The organism is Vogesella alkaliphila, from assembly GCF_014652475.1.
In the GTDB taxonomy this organism is placed as follows: domain Bacteria; phylum Pseudomonadota; class Gammaproteobacteria; order Burkholderiales; family Chromobacteriaceae; genus Vogesella; species Vogesella alkaliphila.
On the sequence record NZ_BMYW01000002.1, the window covers coordinates 452870 to 471051 of the forward strand.

An 18182-nucleotide genomic window follows, 5' to 3' on the forward strand; every position below is an offset into this window, starting at 1 on the left:
GGTTTTGCCTCGTCAGGATCAGGCCGGCGCGTGCGTCGCCTTGTGCGCGCTGAGCTGGCTCAAGAGCACGCTGGCCACGATCAGCGCCGCGCCGCCGACCTTGCCGGCGCTCATCGCCTCGCCGGCCAGCCAGCCGATCAGCCCGCCCCACACCGGCTCCATCGCGTAGATGATGGTGGCGCGGGTGGCCGGCACGGTTTTCTGCGCCCAGTTCATCACGATCTGGATCAGCGCGGTGGCCGCGCCCAGCGCCAGCACGCTCACCAGCAGCAGCGGCTGCCACTGCGGCGGCGCCTCGCCGGCCAGCGGCGCGGTGGCCAGCGACAGCAGCGCCACCGTCGCCAGCTGCACCAGCGCCATGCGCCCGGCGTTGCAGCCGGCGGCAAAGCGGCTGAGCAGGCAGATCTCCAGCGCGATGGTGACGGTGGCGGCGATGGTCAGCCATTCGCCCAAGCCCAGCCGGATGCTGAGGCCATCGACCCCGGCCAGGAGCAGCAGGCCGGCGAAGGCCAGCGCCACCCCCGCCCACGCCAGCCAGCCCGGACGCTGGCGGAACAGCCCCCACTGCAGCAGCGGCACCAGCGGCACGTACAGGCCGGTGAGAAAGGCCGAGGTGCTACTGGCGATATGCCCCAGCCCCAGCGTCTGCAGGTTGTAGCTGAAATACAGGATCACACCGATGAAGACGCCACCCAGCAGCTCGGTGCGGTTGAGGCCGGCCAGCTGGCGGCGGCACAGCAGCAGTGCCAGCAAGGCGGCGACGGCGAAGCGCATGCCGACGAAGGCGAAGGCGCCGCTCCACTGCAAGGCGGTCTGCACCGCAAGGAAGGTGCCGCCCCAGATCAGGGTGACCCCGACCAGCGACAGGTCGGGCAGCCAGGAACGGTGCGGCGGGGCCGCGGACAGGGCGATGGTGGACATGGAGAAGGCTCGCAGGTAAGGTGGTGGCTCGGTTTTGTGCACTATACTGCACAACAATTCAATTGAGCAATATATTGCACTTATGAGCGAACACGCCCCCCTGCAAGTCTTCAGCCACGTCGCCCACAACCTGCGCAACGCGCGCCAGCAGCGCGGCCTGAGCCAGGAAAAGCTGGCCGCCAGCGCCGAGGTCAGCCGCCGCATGCTGGTGAATATCGAAGCCGGCGCCAGCAATGTCAGCATCGCCACCCTCGACCGCCTCGCCAGCGCGCTGGGGCTGACCTTTTCCGAGCTGGTGCGCGCCCCCGGCAGCGACGCGCCGGTGCGGGTGTGGCAGGGCGATAGCGGCGACAGCCACGCCACCCTGCTGCACAGCCTGGCGCTGGCCGGCTGCACGCTGGAGCTGTGGCAGTGGCAGCTGGCGCCCGGCGACAGCTACCTCGCCGCGCCGGACCCGGCCGGCTGCGGCGAGATCGTCGAGGTGCACAGCGGCACGCTGCAGCTGGCCTACGCCGGGCACGAGCACACGCTGCAGGCGGGCGGCACCGCCGGCTACGGCACCGAGCACGGCTACCGCTACCACAATCCGGGTAGCAATCTGCTGCGCTTCCAGCGCAGCATCGTGATGCCGGCGCCCGGCTGAGACTGCGGCCAACCCTGGCCGACTGCCCCGCATCCCGATGGCCAGCCCGGCAACGACCGGCTGGCCGTTTTTCATGGCGACGCACCATGCAATAAGAATTTTTACACGCTTGATCCACATCAATCACCACCAGATGCTGCGTCCATACAATGCGCCAGACACAAGATATTGGAGCCAAACATGGACGCACGCCCCAGCCACCACGTGGATGCGGTCAGCAGCATCAGCGAATACCTGTCCCGCGCCGACTGGCGGGTGCAGGCCAACGCCAACCAGGGCTACAGCCTGGGCGGCATGATCCTCAACATCGCCGGCAAGCTCACCGCCGAGTACTGGCTGCACGAAGTGTTTCCGGCCGAGGCCGCCACCGCGCACCGCCACGGCGACCTGCACATCCACGACCTGGACATGCTGTCCGGCTACTGCGCCGGCTGGTCGCTGCGCACCCTGCTGCAGCTGGGCTTTGCCGGCGTCGGCGGCAAGGTGGAATCCGCCCCGCCGCGCCACCTGTCCAGCGCCTGCGGCCAGATCGTCAACTTCCTCGGCACGCTGCAGAACGAATGGGCCGGCGCGCAGGCGTTCAGCTCCTTCGACACCTACCTGGCGCCGTTCGTGAAAAAGGACGCGCTGGACTACCCGCAGGTGAAGCAGTGCATCCAGGAGCTGATCTACAACCTGAACGTACCCAGCCGCTGGGGTACGCAGACACCGTTCACCAACCTCACCTTCGACTGGGTATGCCCGGAAGACCTGCGCGAGCAGATCCCGGTGCTGGGCGGCGAGGAGATGCCGTTCCGCTACGGCGACTGCGCGGCGGAAATGGCGCTGATCAACCGCGCCTATATCGAGGTGATGCTGGCCGGCGACGCCTGCGGCCGCGCCTTCACCTTTCCGATTCCCACCTACAACATCACCCGCGACTTCGACTGGTACGGCGACAACACCGATTTGCTGTTCGCGATGACCGCCAAGTACGGCCTGCCCTACTTCCAGAACTTCGTGAACTCCGAGCTGGAGCCGCACATGGTGCGCAGCATGTGCTGCCGCCTGCAGCTGGACCTGCGCGAGCTGATGAAACGCGGCAACGGCCTGTTCGGCAGCGCCGAGCAGACCGGCTCGGTGGGCGTGGTCACCCTCAACTGCGCGCGCCTGGGCCACCGCTTTGCCGGCGATGAGGCCGCACTGCTGGCCGAGACCGACCGCCTGCTGAACCTCGGCCGCGAGGTGCTGGAAGCGCGCCGCAGCAAGGTGCAGCAGCACATCGACGGCGGCCTGTACCCGTACACCCGCCACTTCCTCGGCAGCCTGCGCAACCACTTCTCCACCCTGGGGGTGAATGGCATCAACGAGATGATCCGCAACTTCAGCGCGGATGCGCACGACATCACCAGCGACTGGGGGCATGCCTTCGCCTGCCGCTACCTGGACCACATCCGCGCGCGCATGGTCGAGTTCCAGCAGGCCACCGGCCACCTGTACAACCTGGAAGCCACGCCGGCGGAAGGCACCACCTACCGCTTCGCCCGCGAGGACAACAAGCGCTACCCCGGCATCCTGCAGGCCGGCACGCCGCAACAGCCGTACTACACCAACTCCAGCCAGCTGCCGGTGGGTTTTACCGACGACCCGTTCGAGGCGCTGCTGCGCCAGGATCCACTGCAGCGCAAGTACACCGGCGGCACCGTGCTGCACCTGTACATGAGCGAGGCGGTGAGCAGCGCCGACGCCTGCCGCCAGCTGGTGCGCCGCGCGCTGGAAAACTTCCGCCTGCCCTACATCACCATCACGCCGACGTTCTCGATCTGCCCGACACACGGCTACCTGTCCGGCCGCCACGACTACTGCCCGAAGTGCGATGCCGAGCTGATCGCGAAAAAGCAGCAGGCCGCCTGCACCCCGTAAATAAATACCCATCGCCGCCATGCGGCCAACCTTGAAAGGAAACCCCATGCAGAACCAAGCAACCATCGAACTGAAAGACGAAGAACGCACCCGCTGCGAGGTGTGGACACGGGTGATGGGCTACCACCGCCCGGTGGCCTCGTTCAACACCGGCAAGCAGGGCGAGTTCCATGAACGCTGCCACTTCGACGAACAGCGCGCCGGCTGAGCGCGCGCGCATCGGCGGCTGGCAGCCGTTCTCCGCCTGCGACTGGCCGGGCCGGCTCGCCGCCGTGGTGTTCCTGGCCGGCTGCCCGTGGCGCTGCGGCTACTGCCACAACCCCGGCCTGCTGCAACGCCGCCACGGCCAGACCAGTTGGCCGCAGCTGCGCGAACAGCTGCAGCGCCGACGCGGCCTGCTGGACGGGGTGGTGTTTTCCGGCGGCGAACCGCTGACCGAGCCGGCCTTGCCGGCGCTGCTGGCCGAGGTGCGCGCCATGGGCTTTGCCACCGGCCTGCACAGCGGCGGTAGTCACCCCGAGCGCCTGCAGCGTGTGCTGCCACTCCTGGACTGGGTCGGGCTGGACATCAAGACCCTGCCTGTGCAGTACCCGGCCATCACCGCGGTGGCCGGCAGCGGCGAGCGGGCCGAGACCAGCCTCGCACTGCTGCAAGCCAGCGGCGTCGACTACGAATGCCGCAGCACCCTCCACCCGACGCTGCACGACGAGCACACGCTGACGCAGCTGGCCGCGTGGCTGGCGCAGCGCGGCGTGCGCCGCTACGCCTGGCAACTGCTGCGCCCCGGCCCGCAACTGCCGCAAGCCTTCGCGCCGATCGCCGCGGGCTGGCCGGCGCCGGCGCTGCAGGCGACGGTAGCCCGCCATTTTGCACACTTTGAACTACGCACCGGCTAGGCTGCGGCCAACCCTGGCCACAGACGGACAAAAACAAAAAACCCCGCCGTAGCGGGGTTTTTATCAAACGCTGTAAAAAATTACAGTGCCTGGATGTTGGTGGCTTGTGGGCCTTTTTGACCCATACCTGGGGTGTAGCTGACTTTCTGGCCTTCGGTCAACGATTTGAAGCCTTCCGAGCGCACTTCGGAGAAGTGGGCGAACAGGTCGTTGCCGCCTGCATCCGGAGTGATGAAGCCAAAGCCTTTTGCATCGTTAAACCATTTAACGGTACCAGTTTCCATTTTTAATTCCTTTAAAACGAGATTGACGGGCAATTGCCCAGGTGCATGACGATCAAGGAATCAAACCGGTAACAATGACGTGCCGCTTTTGAGGTGGATCAACGATGTCGCAAGCAATCTGCTGCTTGAAGGTCCTGCCAGCACCGTTATACGCAGCATCCCACCCCCGGTCAACGATTAATTGAATTTATTTTTTCTTTACCCTCAATAAATCTCATAAAAGTCAGTCTCCCCGCCATCAGCGGCTGTCGCGGCCGGCAGACCACGGCGCCACCAAGCTCTGCCCGCCGCCCGGGCCGGGTGGCGGCAACGGGCAGGCTTGTATTCCGGCGCATCTTTACCTATGCCAAATGCACGGGCTGGCGGCATTGAAACTGCTTGCCGCGCTGAAAGCTAGTTGAAAGCTTGGCCCCCCTATAATTTGCTCGCCCCACCTGAGGTGGCGTGACCTGCACCGCAGGCAACGTCAGGTCGCAGGGGGCGCACAGGGTGAGGAGCCAAGCTCCCGCTGATGCCACCTCGGCATACACAACAATATGCAACACTCCGGAGATTACACAATGAAACTGTCGAAACTGTTCGTAAGCTGCCTGCTGGCGGTCACCCCGTTCGTCGCCCAGGCCCAGGTAGAGCAATTCAAGATCATGGCCCCGGCCAACCCGGGCGGCGGCTTTGACACCGTGGCCCGTTCCTTGGGCGAGGCGCTGCAGGCGTCCGGCCAGGCCAAGAGCGTGGTGGTCGAGAACAAGGCCGGCGCCGGTGGCGCCATCGGCATGGCGCAGTTCGTCAATAACGAAAAAGGCAACCCGCACGCGCTGCTGGTGGCCGGTGCCGTGACCGTGGGCGCGCTGGAAACCAACAAGTCGCCGGTCAACTTCGGCATGGTGACGCCGATCTCGCGCCTGATGGGTGAATTCAACGTCATCGTGGTGCCGACCGCCTCACCGTTCAAGACCCTGAAAGACCTGATGGCCGCCTACAAGGCGAAGCCGGGTGCGGTGAGCATCGGCGGCGGCTCGGCCGGTGGCATCGACCACATCATGGCCAGCCTGATGTCCGAGAAAGCCGGCGTCGATCCGGACAAGCTGAACTACATCCCGTTCGCCGGCGGCGGCGAGGGCAAGGCCGCGATTCTGGGCAACCAGATCTCCGCCTACATCAGCGGCTACGGCGAACTGGCCGACCTGATCAAGGCCGGCAAGGTGCGCGCGCTGGGCATCTCCGCCTCCACCCGCAACGCCGACATCCCGGTACCGACGCTGCGCGAGCAGGGCACCGACGTGGTGGTCTACAACTGGCGCGGCGTGTTCGGCGCCCCGGGCATCACCCCTGCCCAGCGCAACGAGCTGATCAAGATGGTGGAAACCGCGGTCAAGTCGCCAAGCTGGAAAGCCAAGGCCGAGAAGATGGAATGGCTGGACATGCTGCAAAGCGGCGACAGCTTCAAGGCCTTCCTCAACGAAGACATCAAGCGTACCGCAGCCACCGTCAAGAAACTGAAGCTGGGTAACTAAGCCATGATCAAGCGCGTAACCGGCGAGCAGCTGCTCGCCATCGGGATCATCCTGATCGGCCTGGTGATGGCCTGGCAGATCGGCGATATCCCTGAGGAGGCCGGTTATGCCGGCATCGGTCCGCGCTTCTTTCCTTCGCTGGTGGTGGCCGGTTTGATCGTTGCCGGGGGCGCGTTGCTGATGCAGCGTCGCCACCGCAACGGGCCGGACACCATCCTCAGCGACGGCGAAGACGACACGGAACAACTGGAAGCGGAAGAAGCCGCCGCCCGCGGCGAGGCCAACTGGAACATGTTCATCATCGCCAGCGGCAGCCTGCTGGCGCACATGGCGCTGATCGGCATCGTCGGTTTCACCCTGGCCGGCACCTTCCTCTGCTTCGGCATCTGCCGCGCGCTGGAGACACGCCGTCCGGCGCTGGACCTGGTGCTGTCCTTCCTGCTGGCCCTCGGCCTGTTTCACCTGTTCAAGACGCTGGGCCTGAACCTGCCCGCCCTGTTGCCGGGAGGAGTACTGTAAATGGAATCCCTGAATGCCCTGTTTTCGCTGGGCTTTGCCACCGCGCTGACGCCGGCCAACCTGCTGTGGGCGCTGCTGGGCTGCACGCTGGGCACCGCCATCGGCGTGCTGCCCGGCGTCGGCCCGGCGGTGACCGTGGCGCTGCTGCTGCCGGTCACCCAAAGCGTGGACCCGACCGGCGCGCTGATCATGCTGGCCGGTGTCTACTACGGCGCCATGTTCGGCGGCTCCACCACCTCCATCCTGCTCAACACCCCGGGTGAAGCCGGCTCCATCGTGTCGGCGCTGGAAGGCAACAAGATGGCCAAGATGGGGCGCGCCGGTCCGGCACTGTCCACCGCCGCCATCGGCTCCTTCGTCGCCGGCTCCATCGCCACCGTGCTGCTGACGCTGCTGGCGCCGGTGATCGCCGGCTTCGCGCTGCAGCTGGGCCCGGTGGAAACCTTCTCGCTGATGATGCTGACCTTCGCCGCGGTGTCGGCCGTGCTCGGCAACTCGCCGCTGAAGGGCTTCATCGCGCTGCTGCTGGGCCTGGCCATGGGCCTGATCGGCATCGAAGGCCAGTCTGGCCAGTCGCGCTTCACCTTCGGCCTGCTGCCGCTGATCGACGGCATCGACATCGTGGTGGTGGCGATGGGCCTGTTCGCGGTGGGCGAGACGCTGTACACCGCCACCTACGAGAACAAGATCGCCGGCCGCATCGAATCGCTGAAGGGCAGCTTCTGGATGAGCAAGGACGACTGGAAACGCTCGTGGAAACCGTGGCTGCGCGGCACCGCCATCGGCTTCCCGTTCGGCACCCTGCCGGCCGGCGGCACCGAGATGCCGACCTTCCTGTCCTACTCGGCCGAGCGCAAGCTGGCCGACGAGAAGACGCGCAAGCAGTTCGGCAAGGGCGCCATCGAAGGCGTGGCCGGCCCGGAAGCGGCCAACAACGCCGCCGTCACCGGCACCCTGGTACCGCTGTTGACGCTGGGCATCCCGACCTCGGCCACCGCCGCCATCATGCTGTCCGCGTTCCAGCAGTACAACATCGTGCCCGGCCCGCTGCTGTTCGATACCAACCCGGAACTGGTGTGGGGCCTGATCGCCTCGCTGTACATCGGCAACGTGATGCTGCTGGTGCTGAACCTGCCGCTGGTCGGCCTGTGGGTGCAGTTCCTGAAGGTGCCGCGCCCGCTGCTATACGGCGGCATCATCGTGCTGGCCACCATGGGCGCCTACGCGCTGCGCCAGAGCTGGTTCGACCTGATGCTGCTCTATATAATCGGCGTGTTGGGCTTCCTGATGCGGCGTTTCGACTTCCCGGTGGTGCCACTGGTGGTCGGCCTGATCGTCGGACCGATGGCGGAGAAGCACTTCCGCCGCGCGATGTCGATCAACGAAGGTGACCTGACCGTGTTCCTGACGCATCCGATCTCGCTGCTCATCCTGCTGGTCACCGCCGCCATCCTGGTGCTGCCGCCGCTGATGAAACGCCGCCAGGTCCTGCTGGACAGCGCACGTTAAACCAAACCTCCCGGGACACCTGGCTCTTAGCTGGCCAGGTGTCCTTTTAATTGACATTTTTCACTGCACAAGGACAACACAATGCCGGAGATCCTGTTTGAAAGCTCCTTCTGGCTGGCGGTGCTGCAGATCATCGCCATCGACATCCTGCTCGGCGGCGACAACGCGGTCGTCATCGCGCTGGCTTGCCGCAAACTGCCGGAAGAACAACGCCGTCGCGGCATCTTCTGGGGCGTGGCCGGGGCCATCGGCCTGCGCGTGGTGCTGATCTTCTTCGCGCTGCAACTGCTGGCGCTGCCGTACCTGAAGGTGGTCGGCGCGCTGCTGCTGCTGTGGATCGGCATCAAGCTGCTGCAACCGGAAGACGACGACGCCCACGGCAACATCGAGGGCAGCACCCACCTGTGGGGCGCCATCAAGACCATCATCATCGCCGACGCGGTGATGAGCCTGGACAACGTGATCGCCGTCGCCGGCGCCGCCAAGGGCAACCTCGGCATGGTGGTATTCGGCATCGTGATCAGCATCCCGATCATCGTGTGGGGCAGCAAGTTCGTGCTCAAGCTGATGGACCGCTTCCCGATCGTGATCACCTTCGGTGCCGCGCTGCTGGGCTGGATCGCCGGCGACATGGTGACCGGCGACGTGGCGGTGAAGCCGTACCTGGCCGACGCACCGAGCTGGCTGCACTACGTCAACGCCGCGGTAGGCGCCACCTTCGTGGTGGTGACCGGCAAGTTCCTCGCCAGCCGCAAGACCACCGCCGCCGCGCCGCTGCACGAGATTCCGCTGGCCGCCAACAAAGACCACAGCTAAGAAAGGGACACCATGAGCACCCGCATCCTGATTCCGGTAGACGGCTCGGCGCACGCACTGCGCGCGGTAGAACACGCGCTGCAACTGGCCAAGCTCAACCCGGCACTGGAACTGCACCTGCTGAACGTGCAGATCCCGGTCGAATCCGGCCACGTGCGCCTGTTTGTCGGCCACGACCAGCTGGAAGACTACTACCGCGAGGAAGGCCTCGCCGCGCTGCAAGCGGCGGCGGCCCTGCTGCAACAGGCCGGTCAGGCCTTCCAGCAGCACATCGCGGTCGGCCACATCGCCGACACCATCGCCCGCTACGCGCAGGAGATGGCGTTCAGCCAGATCATCATCGGCTCGCACGGCCGCAGCGGCCTCGGCCAGCTGCTGCTGGGTTCGGTGGCCACCGACGTGGTACACCAGTCGGCGGTGCCGGTGACCGTGATCAAGTAAGTCACGCCTCAGTCCGCGACAGCGGCTTTCATCCCGGCCCCGCGCCGGCGGTGAAAGCCGCTTTTTTATGGCCGGCCACGTTGCGGCCAACCTTGCCGCCGTGTACAGCGCCCGCGGGCGGCCCGTACAATGCTGGCATCATCGCCTTCCGGAACCGCCACCATGCGCCGCAAACTCCGCAACTTCGGCCTCGCCCTGCTGGCGCTGGCCGCCCTGTCCGGCAGCGCGCTGCTGGACTACTACCTGCCGGAACACAGCGTCACCACCATCACCGGCGTCGAGGTCAAGCTGGTGGACAAGGACGGCCCGATCAGCCGCCAGAATCCGGCCGACCAGCCGGTGCGCGACATGTACCTGATCTACACCCAGCACGCCATCGACGACGTGCGCGTCTACCGCAACGAGGACACCGGCTGGGGCTGGCCGTTCTACTTCAAGTTCGACGCCTCCGACGTGCAGGCCACCGCCAACGCGCTGGCCAACGCCCGGCAGCCGGCCTACCTCACCAGCTACGGCTGGCGCATCAACATGCTGTCGCTGTACCCCAACGTCACCGACGTCCGCCTCGCCGTGGCCGGCGAAGCCACCTGGAGCTTTTTCCGCTGGTTCTGGTTCACGCTGTGGTTCGCCCTGCTCGCCGCCGCCGGCTGGGGCCTGCTGCGCGCGACACGCCGCCAGCCGGACGACAAGCCGTCCGGCCAGACCGGAGCCTGACCGGCCGGCCGCCATCAAGCAAGGAGATGACATGATCAGCTGCGACTACGTACGGCACATGGCCCGTTACAACCGCTGGATGAACGACAAGCTGTACGCCGTCGCCGGCACGCTGCCGCAAACGGCGCTGGACGCCGAGCGCGGTGCCTTTTTCGGCTCGATCAGCGGCACGCTCAACCATCTGCTGGTCGCCGACACCATCTGGCTGAAACGGCTGGCAGCGCATCCGGCCGGCTTTGCCAGCCTGGCGCCGCTGCAGGCGCTGGCGATGCCGGCACGACTGGACCTGCCACTGGCCGACGGTTTTGCCGCACTGCAGGCGCGGCGCCGGCAACTGGATGCGCTGATCGTGCAATGGAGCCTGGAGCTGACGCCGGCCGCGCTGGCACAGGCGCTGGACTACCACAATACGCGTGGCGAAGCGCAAAACCGGCCGCTGCCCGAGGTGCTGGTGCACCTGTTCAACCACCAGACCCACCATCGCGGCCAGCTCACCACCCTGCTGTCGCAGCTGGGGCTGGATGTCGGCGTGACCGACCTGATCGCGATGCCGGCCGCCTGAACGGCATTGCGGCCAACCTTTGCCAAGGTTGGCCGCAATGTTCAATGCCAGGCTGACACGCGATCTCAGGCCAGCGTGACCACCACCGGGGTGTGGTCCGACGGCCGCTCCCACTTGCGCGGCACCTTGTCGATCACGCAGCCGCTGGCGCGCGCCTGCAGGCTGGCGCTGATCAGGATGTGGTCGATGCGCACCCCCATGTTGCGGCGGAACATCATCGCGCGGTAATCCCACCAGCTGTACTGCTTGTCCTCGTCGTTGAACAGGCGGAAGCTGTCCGCCAGCCCCAGGCCGATCAGGCGGCGGAAGGCCTCGCGCTCGGGCGTGGTGCACAGCACCTGCTCGCGCCAGCCTTCCGGGTCGTACACGTCGCGGTCTTCCGGCGCGATGTTGTAGTCGCCCAGCAGCGCGAAATCCTGATGCTGCGCCAGCTCGCTGGCGACGTAGCGCTCCAGCTCGGCCAGCCACTGCAGCTTGTACTGGTACTTCGGCGACTCCACCGATTCGCCGTTGACGAAGTAGGCGCACACCACGCGCACGCCGTCCACGGTGGCGGCGATCACGCGGCGCTGCTCGTCGTCGTAGCCGGGAATGCCGGCCACCACGTCGCCGAGGCTGCAGCCGTTCTTCACCAGGATGGCGACGCCGTTATAGGTCTTCTGCCCGAACCACGCCGCCTGGTAGCCGGCGGCCTCGATCTCGGCCAGCGGGAAGGCCGGGTGGTCCATCTTCAGCTCCTGCAGGCACAACACCTCGATCGGGTTGTCGGCCAGCCATTGCAGCACTTGCGGCAGGCGCACTTTCAGCGAGTTGACGTTCCAGGTGGCAAGACGCATAGCGAGGCTCCTCATTGATTGCAGCCCGCCACCTTAGCGTGCCGGCCGCGGGCTGGCAAACCGTGTCCGGCCGCAGCCGCCGGACAGCGCGGCGGTGACTAATATTCCAAACACGACAAGGCCAAAAAAAGCGCCAAGTGGCTGATTTTTGCCAAACAATGTTTAAACAAATAAACAACAGGCAGCGCACGCCGATTTGCCAAGCCCGCGCGCGGCCGCCTAGAATGGTCCCGTTATCGTAACCGGATGTCCAAATTGTCGTTCAATTCCAAACAACTGCCGCAGTCCGCCGTCGCCATCTGCCCGACGCTGCACCCGCAACGTAACCGCCTGGCGCCGATCGCGCAGAGCTTTGCCATGCGTACCCCGACCTTCCGTCATCGCGACACCCTGCACGCCGCTGCCCAGCCGGACACCCAGTCCGAGCCGCCCCGTTAGCTTCCCGCCGCTGTTCGTCCTACTTCCCGCTGATTTGATGTCGTAAACGCGCCGTACCCGCGCCCCGCGCCCGTACTGTGCCCACCGCCCGCTGCCGCCCCGCCGCACGGTGATGCCGTCACGCCGCCTGCCTGCCGCCTTTTCCCTGCGCCAGCCGCGGCCGGCCCGGTGTTGCCGCCGCCCGGGCCGCGGGCCAAGGATGTTGCAATGGAATTCCAGAACTGGTTGATGTACCTCGGCACCATCGTGCTGTTGATGGCGGCGCCCGGCCCGGCGCCCCTCTTGACCCTGTCGCACGGCGCGCAGCACGGCGCCCGTGGCGGCATTCCCAATGCGCTGGGCTTTTCCGCCGGTGCGCTGCTGCTGATGGCGCTGTCGGCGCTGGGCATCAGCGCGCTGCTGCTGGCCTCGCCCACCGCGTTCAACGTGGTGAAGCTGCTCGGCGCCGGCTATCTGGTGTGGCTGGGGGTGGCGCTGTGGCGCAAGCCGTTCAGCCTCGGCGCGGGCGCCGGCGGCACGCCGGCCAGCAAGCTGTGGAGCGGCTTCCGCCCCGCCTTCCTGCTGGCGATCAGCAATCCGGAGGACACCGTGTTCTTCAGCGCGCTGCTGCCGCGCTTTCTCGATCCGCAACAGCCGCTGTGGCCGCAATACGCGGTGATGGCCGTCACCTGGGTGGTGGCCGATCTGGTCGTCGCCGTGCTGCTGGCTGCCGCCGGTGGCCGGCTGGGCGTGTGGCTGGCCTGCGGCCAACGTTTGCAGCGCTTCTCGCGCACCTCCGGCGGCCTGTTCGTGGTGGCCGGCGTGACGCTGGCCGCGATGCAGCACTGACGTACCAAAAAGAATGCCCCCGCTTGCGGCGGGGGCCAACGTCTAGTTCTTTCACTGCATGCAACCTCGGGTAGGAGCACGCCAGCCGGCCACAAGTTCCACCGCCGCCGCATAAAAAAACCACGCCGGTCAGGCGTGGCAAAAGAGAGTACTACGTGGAAGCGGTGGCGAGCGCCGGCAGGCGCTCACAGTGTCTGGTACACCAGCCCGAACTGGGTGGCGATCTTGCGGTATTCCTGCACCTGGCGTTTGACGTAGGCGTCCATCTGCGCGCCGGTGAGGCTGAACGGGAACAGGTCGTAGCCCTCGCGCAGACGCGCGAACTGCGGCGTCGCCATCACCTTGCGGAAGCTGGTTTCCCAGTACGCGTAATCGGCGGCCGACACCTTGGGCCCGACATAGAAGCCGCGGATGATGGGCCACACGATGTCGAAGCCCTGCTCGCGCGCGGTGGGAATGGCGGACAGCCGGCCCGGCAGGCGCTTGTCCGACATCACCGCCAGCACGCGGATCTTGCGCTGGTCCAGCTGCGGCATCACCTCGCTCAGGTCGCCGGACGCGGCCTGGATGTGGCCGCCGAGCAGCGCGGTGGTGGTCTCGCCGCCGCCCTCGAACGCGACGTAGCGCATCTGCTGGTGGCCGACCCCGGCCTGGCGCGCGATCAGCACCGTCTTGATCCAGTCCTGGCTGCCGACGGTGCCGCCGGCGCCGAACACGATCTCGCTGGGGTTCGCCTTCACCGCCGCCACCAGCTGCTTCAGGTTCTGGTACGGCGAATCGGCGCGCACCGCGATCATGCCGTAGTCGGCGCCGACCCCGGCCAGCCAGCGCACGTCGTTGACGTTGTACTTGCCGAACTTGCCCTGCGCCAGATTCAGCAGCGAGCCGCCGGAAAAGGCGACGATGATGTTGCCGTCCGCCGGGCGCTGTGCCACCACGGTGTTGTAGGCCACCGCGCCGATGCCGCCCGGCATGTAGGTGATGCGCAGCGGCCGCGTCAGCAGCTTGCTGTCGTTCAGCGCCGCGCGCGCCAGCTTGCAGGTCAGGTCGAAGCCGCCGCCGGGCCGCGCCGGGGCGATGCATTCCGGGTCGTCCGGCTCCGCGGCCGCGCCCAGCGACACCAGCAGCAGCGCGCCGGCCAGCACGGCCATACCGCATCTCGCCATGATGTTGTTTCTCCTCATTATTCCGTTCGCCTTGTCCGGCCCCGGCGCTGGCTATTGACAGCCGCGCCGCCAGGCGCAACGCTAGTCCGGGGTTGGCGAATCACGCTCCGTATTATTGGAGACGATCATAAGCACAAGCACTTTCACCAACCTTTCACCCGGCACGCACAGAGACCAAGAGAGAGCATGCGCATCATCCTGATAGAAGACCAGCCCGACCTCGCCCACTGGCTGGCGCGGGCGCTGACCGCCAGCGGCTACGTCGTCGACGTGATCGGCGACGGCATCGACGCCGACAACGCGCTGAAGACCGAAGAATACGACCTCGCCATCCTCGACATGAACCTGCCGCGGCTGAGCGGCGAAACCATCCTGCAACGGCTGCGCGCCCGCCACCAGACCCTGCCGGTGCTGGTGCTCACCGCGCGCGGCGAGCTGTCGGACAAGGTCAAGGGCCTGGAAATGGGCGCCGACGACTACCTGGTCAAGCCCTTCGAGCTGGACGAGCTGGAGGCGCGGCTGAAGGCGCTGCTGCGCCGCCACCAGGGCCACGAAAACGCCTGGCTGCAGTGCGGCGACCTGCGCTACAGCAAGCAGCAGCAGTTCTTCGAGCTGGCCGGCAAGCTGCTGACGCTGACGCGGCGCGAACACACCGTGCTGGAAGTGCTGATCCGGCGCAAGGGCCAGCCGCTGAACCGAGAACGGCTGTTCAACCAGGTGTTCACCCTCGACGACAACGCCAACCAGGAAGCGATCGAGGTCTACATCCACCGCCTGCGCAAGAAGCTGGACGGCAGCAACGTCAGCATCACCACCCTGCGCGGCCTGGGCTACCTGCTGGAACAGCGCGATGCGCCTTGAGCAGCTGTTCAACCGCCGCAGCCTGCTCGGCAAGTTCGTGCGCTGGCTGCTGCTGCCGCTCTTGCTGCTGTGGATCATCAACACCGTGGTCGCCTACCAGATCAGCAGCGCCGCGGCCAACCTGGCCTACGACCGCACCCTGCTGGCCTCGGCGCGAGTGATCGCGGAACAGGTGATGGTGCGCAACGGCAAGCTGCAGGTGGAAGTGCCCTACATCGCGCTCGACAACTTCGAGTACGACAACCGCGGCCAGATGTTCTACCGCGTCAGCGACTTCGCCGGCAACATCATCTCCGGCTACGGCGACCTGCCGCAGATGCCGAAGAACACGCCGCGCACCGAGCTGTACCCGGCGCTGGTGCACTTCCACGACGACGTCTACCGCGAACGGCCGATCCGCATGGCCACCTTCTACAAGCCGCTGTTCGAGGGCGGGCTGCAGGGCATCATCAAGGTCGAGGTCGCCGAAACCACCGAGGCGCGGCAGTACATGACGCACCAGGTGCTCAACTACACGCTGTGGGGCCAGGGACTACTGGTGTTCTGCGCGCTGTGCTTCGTCGGGCTGGCGATGACGCGCATCCTGCAGCCCATCCGCCAGCTGGGCGAGGAGGTGATCCGCCGCCCGCCCGGCGACTTCAGCGACATCGAGGTCGGCACCACCCACAGCGAGCTGCTGCCGCTGGTCGCCGCCATCAACCAGTACCGCCGCCGCCTGGCGCAGCTGCTGATGCGCTACCAGCGCTTCGCCGCCGACGCCTCGCACCAGCTGCGCACCCCGCTGGCGGTGATGACCACCCAGGCCGAACACGCACTGCGCGACGGCAGCCCGGAAGTGATGCGCGAAAGCCTCACCGAGCTGAAGCAGATGCTGAAGAAGACCACCCGCCTCACCAACCAGCTGCTGCTGCTGGCCAAGATGGACTCCGGCAGCCACCAGCTGCGCCGCGACCGGCCGCAGCCGCCGTTCTCGCTGCTCGACAGCATCGAGAAGATCGTGATGGCCAAGCTGGCCGCCGCGCGGCGCAAGGACATCGACCTCGGCCTGGAAAACCGCTGCCGCGACCAGAACGTGCCGATCCACGGCAAGCAGATGCTGATCGAGGAAGTGCTGCTCAACCTGCTCGACAACGCGCTGCGCCACACCCCGAGCGGCGGCGTGATCACCCTGCGCCTGTACGACGCCGCCCCCGGCGGCGACCGCGGCTGCATCTTCGAGATCGAGGACAGCGGCCCCGGCATCCAGCCCGAGCAGCGCGAACAGGTGTTCGAGCGCTTCCACCAGCTGCCCGACGCCGCCCCCGGCGGCAGCGGCCTCGGCCTCGCCATCGTCAAGGACATCTGCCGCCTCCACGACATCGACATCAGCCTGCACGACGGCCCGCAACTGGGCGGCCTGCTGGTGCAACTCGCCTTCAAGCGCTGAACGGCTGCGGCCGACCTTGGCCGCAGGCCGTGCCGGCATTCGCCCCCAGGCACCCCGACAACGGGCTAGCCATAACGCTGTCATGCCGCCGCGTGGCAACGCCGCAACAGCACCGCCCACCGTCCCCTCCCGCCCCGAAACAGGCCTTGCAAGTGGCCACGGATGAACCATGCTGAATCTAGCAGCGGCACTGGGCCGCTCCCGGCGGGACAATCGCCATGAAACGCTCTTTTCTCTTCAGCCTGCTCTTGCTCGGCCTCATCCAGCCGGCACACGCCCTGTGTGTGTCGGAAGTCCTCAAGTGCGCCAGAACCGCCCCGCTGATCCTGCAACTGGAAGCCACCAACAGCCACGACAAGGCCTTCATCCCCCCGCCAACCAGCGGCTTCACGCTGGAGCGACACGAACTGTCCAGCAACAACAAGATCGATCTGCGCCCCAGCTGGCGGCTGGACGACGACACCCGCGTATCGGTCAAGGTCAAACGCAGCCAGGTGGAACTGCGTATGAGAAAACGGTGGTGAGACACCACTGCCACAAGCTGAACCGCACCGACGCACCCCGTCCCGTTGGCGCAAGCGGCAGGTAAAAAAACATCCGCGCCACGAATACCCCAGACCAAAACAAGGTTGGCCGCAAACCCGTTACGGCTTGCGGCCAACCTTGGTCATGTCCGCGCCGCACAGCTGGTGCGGCACAGGCTGACGTCACCTCGCCCCCGGGGCGCCGCTGCCGGAGACAACGGGCGAAGCCTCGCCCACGCAGGCACACCGCCCGGGCCAGCCCGGCACCCGATTATTCGGGGAGATGGCACACCACCTCGATATTGTGCCCGTCCGGATCCAGAACAAACGCGCCATAGTAATGCGGATGGTAATGGGGACGCAGGCCCGGTGCGCCATTGTCCTGCCCGCCGGCGGCGATGGCCGCATGGTAAAAAGCATCGACCCTTGCCCGCTGCTCGACGCGGAAAGCCACATGCACCGGCGGCTTGTTGGGTGAGCCGTTGCTGATCCAGAAATCCGGTTTCGGCGGTTCGCCAAAACCGGCCACATCCGCATGGCCGGTCACCGATGCCGGCAAGGCCATGAGCAGTTCGTAACCGATAGCCTGCAGTGCTGCGACATAAAATGCCTTGCTCCTGGCAAAGTCACTGACAACAACGCCGGTATGATCAATCATCTTGAACTCCAGAAGTCGGGAAGAAAACACGGCAGCGCGGGCCCCGCTGCTCGGGACAAACAGGAGCGGCGTACGCACCCGCAACCGCCCGTCATAACCAGTTTGTCATATTGCCATCTCCCCTCGCCGGCCGCACGCAAAGCAACAGGCAACTACCATCCACACAACGGCTACCCCAGCCCGAAACAAGGTTGGCCGCAACACCGTGACGGCTTACGGCCAACCTTGCTCATTCAATCGCGGTAATCGTTGGGCCTCGCAGGCTCAGCCCAACCTACATGCCCGACTTACCGCATTAAGTACCGCACAACCGTGGCCCGGATAAGCGATAGCGCATCCGGGGGCGTGAGCACCTCCCCGGATGCGCTATCGCTTATCCGGGCTACACATCGGCATCAATGAGACACACCCCGCAACAAGCAGAACCGCACCGGTACGCCCGTCCCGTTGGCGCAAGCCGTGCAAATTGCCGCCAGCCCGGAAACAAGCCGCCCCCTTTTGAGCGCAGCGGATGGGCGGCGCCGGGATGGCGGCGGTTTGCACGGGAATTCTTGCGCCTTCGGGGGAGCGGGGATTGAAAAGGGGCGGCGGCAGCCCCTTTTCCCGCCGCCGCGCGGCAAGCGGCAGTTAAAAACCATCCGCGCAGCGGATACCCCAGACAAAAACAAGGTTGGCCGCAAACCTGTGACGGCTTGCGGCCAACCTTTGTTGTTGCTGTGTGATG

General features: G+C 66.2%; 21 protein-coding genes. 16 read left to right on the forward strand and 5 right to left on the reverse strand.

Annotated features, from left to right (window positions below):
• Positions 1-18 precede the first annotated feature (18 nt).
• Positions 19-921, reverse strand: a complete 903-nt coding sequence (locus IE100_RS05365; protein ID WP_189373068.1) for a DMT family transporter — start codon at positions 919-921, stop codon at positions 19-21.
• Positions 922-1003: 82 nt separating this feature from the next.
• Here IE100_RS05365 and IE100_RS05370 point away from each other — a divergent pair, with 82 nt between their 5' ends.
• The 4 genes from IE100_RS05370 (at position 1004) to IE100_RS05385 (ending at position 4362) form a co-directional block, all read left to right on the forward strand.
• On the forward strand, positions 1004-1564 hold the full coding sequence (locus tag IE100_RS05370) for a helix-turn-helix domain-containing protein (protein ID WP_189373069.1): 561 nt from the start codon (positions 1004-1006) through the stop codon (positions 1562-1564).
• Positions 1565-1744: 180 nt separating this feature from the next.
• Positions 1745-3466: a ribonucleoside triphosphate reductase gene (locus IE100_RS05375; protein WP_189373070.1), complete on the forward strand. Its 1722-nt coding sequence runs from the start codon at positions 1745-1747 to the stop codon at positions 3464-3466.
• 46 nt (positions 3467-3512) lie between these two features.
• Complete coding sequence (nrdD, locus tag IE100_RS16500; protein ID WP_268245205.1) at positions 3513-3674, forward strand: anaerobic ribonucleoside-triphosphate reductase; 162 nt, start codon at positions 3513-3515, stop codon at positions 3672-3674.
• Positions 3637-4362, forward strand: coding sequence for an anaerobic ribonucleoside-triphosphate reductase activating protein (locus IE100_RS05385; RefSeq protein ID WP_189373072.1), 726 nt, complete (start codon positions 3637-3639; stop codon positions 4360-4362). The genes nrdD and IE100_RS05385 overlap by 38 nt, the downstream gene beginning before the upstream one ends.
• A gap of 80 nt (positions 4363-4442) precedes the next feature.
• Here IE100_RS05385 and IE100_RS05390 read toward each other — a convergent pair whose 3' ends face one another.
• Positions 4443-4646: a cold-shock protein gene (locus IE100_RS05390; protein WP_047966568.1), complete on the reverse strand. Its 204-nt coding sequence runs from the start codon at positions 4644-4646 to the stop codon at positions 4443-4445.
• Between the two features lie 560 nt (positions 4647-5206).
• On the opposite strand from IE100_RS05390, the gene IE100_RS05395 reads away from it, so the two are divergent.
• The 7 genes from IE100_RS05395 to IE100_RS05425 all read left to right on the forward strand — a co-directional run bounded on the left by IE100_RS05395 (position 5207) and on the right by IE100_RS05425 (position 10721).
• Complete coding sequence (locus IE100_RS05395) at positions 5207-6160, forward strand: Bug family tripartite tricarboxylate transporter substrate binding protein (protein ID WP_189373073.1); 954 nt, start codon at positions 5207-5209, stop codon at positions 6158-6160.
• A gap of 3 nt (positions 6161-6163) precedes the next feature.
• Entirely contained in the window at positions 6164-6679 is a 516-nt protein-coding gene (locus IE100_RS05400; protein WP_189373074.1) for a tripartite tricarboxylate transporter TctB family protein, read from the forward strand.
• Positions 6680-8188, forward strand: coding sequence for a tripartite tricarboxylate transporter permease (locus IE100_RS05405; RefSeq protein WP_189373075.1), 1509 nt, complete (start codon positions 6680-6682; stop codon positions 8186-8188).
• Between the two features lie 81 nt (positions 8189-8269).
• Positions 8270-9004, forward strand: a complete 735-nt coding sequence (locus IE100_RS05410) for a TerC family protein (RefSeq protein ID WP_189373076.1) — start codon at positions 8270-8272, stop codon at positions 9002-9004.
• Positions 9005-9016: 12 nt separating this feature from the next.
• Positions 9017-9445: a universal stress protein gene (locus IE100_RS05415; protein ID WP_189373077.1), complete on the forward strand. Its 429-nt coding sequence runs from the start codon at positions 9017-9019 to the stop codon at positions 9443-9445.
• A 162-nt stretch (positions 9446-9607) separates the two neighbouring features.
• A complete protein-coding gene (locus IE100_RS05420) occupies positions 9608-10159 on the forward strand; it encodes a DUF1523 family protein (RefSeq protein ID WP_189373078.1) in 552 nt (183 codons plus the stop codon).
• A 31-nt stretch (positions 10160-10190) separates the two neighbouring features.
• A complete protein-coding gene (locus IE100_RS05425) occupies positions 10191-10721 on the forward strand; it encodes a DinB family protein (protein WP_189373079.1) in 531 nt (176 codons plus the stop codon).
• 65 nt (positions 10722-10786) lie between these two features.
• On the opposite strand, the gene xth is transcribed toward IE100_RS05425, so the two are convergent.
• Positions 10787-11557 carry an exodeoxyribonuclease III gene (gene xth / locus IE100_RS05430; RefSeq protein ID WP_189373080.1) on the reverse strand — a complete coding sequence of 257 codons (771 nt, stop codon included), beginning with the start codon at positions 11555-11557 and terminating at the stop codon, positions 10787-10789.
• 255 nt (positions 11558-11812) lie between these two features.
• Here xth and IE100_RS05435 point away from each other — a divergent pair, with 255 nt between their 5' ends.
• The gene (locus IE100_RS05435; protein WP_147424464.1) at positions 11813-11995 is read left to right on the forward strand and encodes a hypothetical protein; all 183 of its coding nucleotides are present in this window, start codon (positions 11813-11815) and stop codon (positions 11993-11995) included.
• 207 nt (positions 11996-12202) lie between these two features.
• Positions 12203-12823 carry a LysE family translocator gene (locus IE100_RS05440; RefSeq protein WP_189373081.1) on the forward strand — a complete coding sequence of 207 codons (621 nt, stop codon included), beginning with the start codon at positions 12203-12205 and terminating at the stop codon, positions 12821-12823.
• A gap of 185 nt (positions 12824-13008) precedes the next feature.
• On the opposite strand, the gene IE100_RS05445 is transcribed toward IE100_RS05440, so the two are convergent.
• On the reverse strand, positions 13009-13989 hold the full coding sequence (locus IE100_RS05445; protein WP_189373082.1) for a Bug family tripartite tricarboxylate transporter substrate binding protein: 981 nt from the start codon (positions 13987-13989) through the stop codon (positions 13009-13011).
• 186 nt (positions 13990-14175) lie between these two features.
• On the opposite strand from IE100_RS05445, the gene IE100_RS05450 reads away from it, so the two are divergent.
• From IE100_RS05450 to IE100_RS05460, 3 genes are all read left to right on the forward strand, one after another.
• On the forward strand, positions 14176-14850 hold the full coding sequence (locus IE100_RS05450) for a response regulator (RefSeq protein ID WP_047966579.1): 675 nt from the start codon (positions 14176-14178) through the stop codon (positions 14848-14850).
• The gene (locus tag IE100_RS05455) at positions 14840-16276 is read left to right on the forward strand and encodes a sensor histidine kinase (RefSeq protein ID WP_189373083.1); all 1437 of its coding nucleotides are present in this window, start codon (positions 14840-14842) and stop codon (positions 16274-16276) included. The genes IE100_RS05450 and IE100_RS05455 overlap by 11 nt, the downstream gene beginning before the upstream one ends.
• Positions 16277-16494: 218 nt before the next feature.
• Positions 16495-16800 (forward strand): hypothetical protein, encoded by a 306-nt coding sequence (locus IE100_RS05460; RefSeq protein WP_189373084.1) that lies wholly within the window; start codon positions 16495-16497, stop codon positions 16798-16800.
• Between the two features lie 271 nt (positions 16801-17071).
• Here the strand turns inward: IE100_RS05460 and IE100_RS05465 are convergent, their stop codons facing one another.
• The gene (locus IE100_RS05465) at positions 17072-17458 is read right to left on the reverse strand and encodes a VOC family protein (protein ID WP_189354845.1); all 387 of its coding nucleotides are present in this window, start codon (positions 17456-17458) and stop codon (positions 17072-17074) included.
• Between the last annotated feature and the right edge of the window lie 724 nt (positions 17459-18182).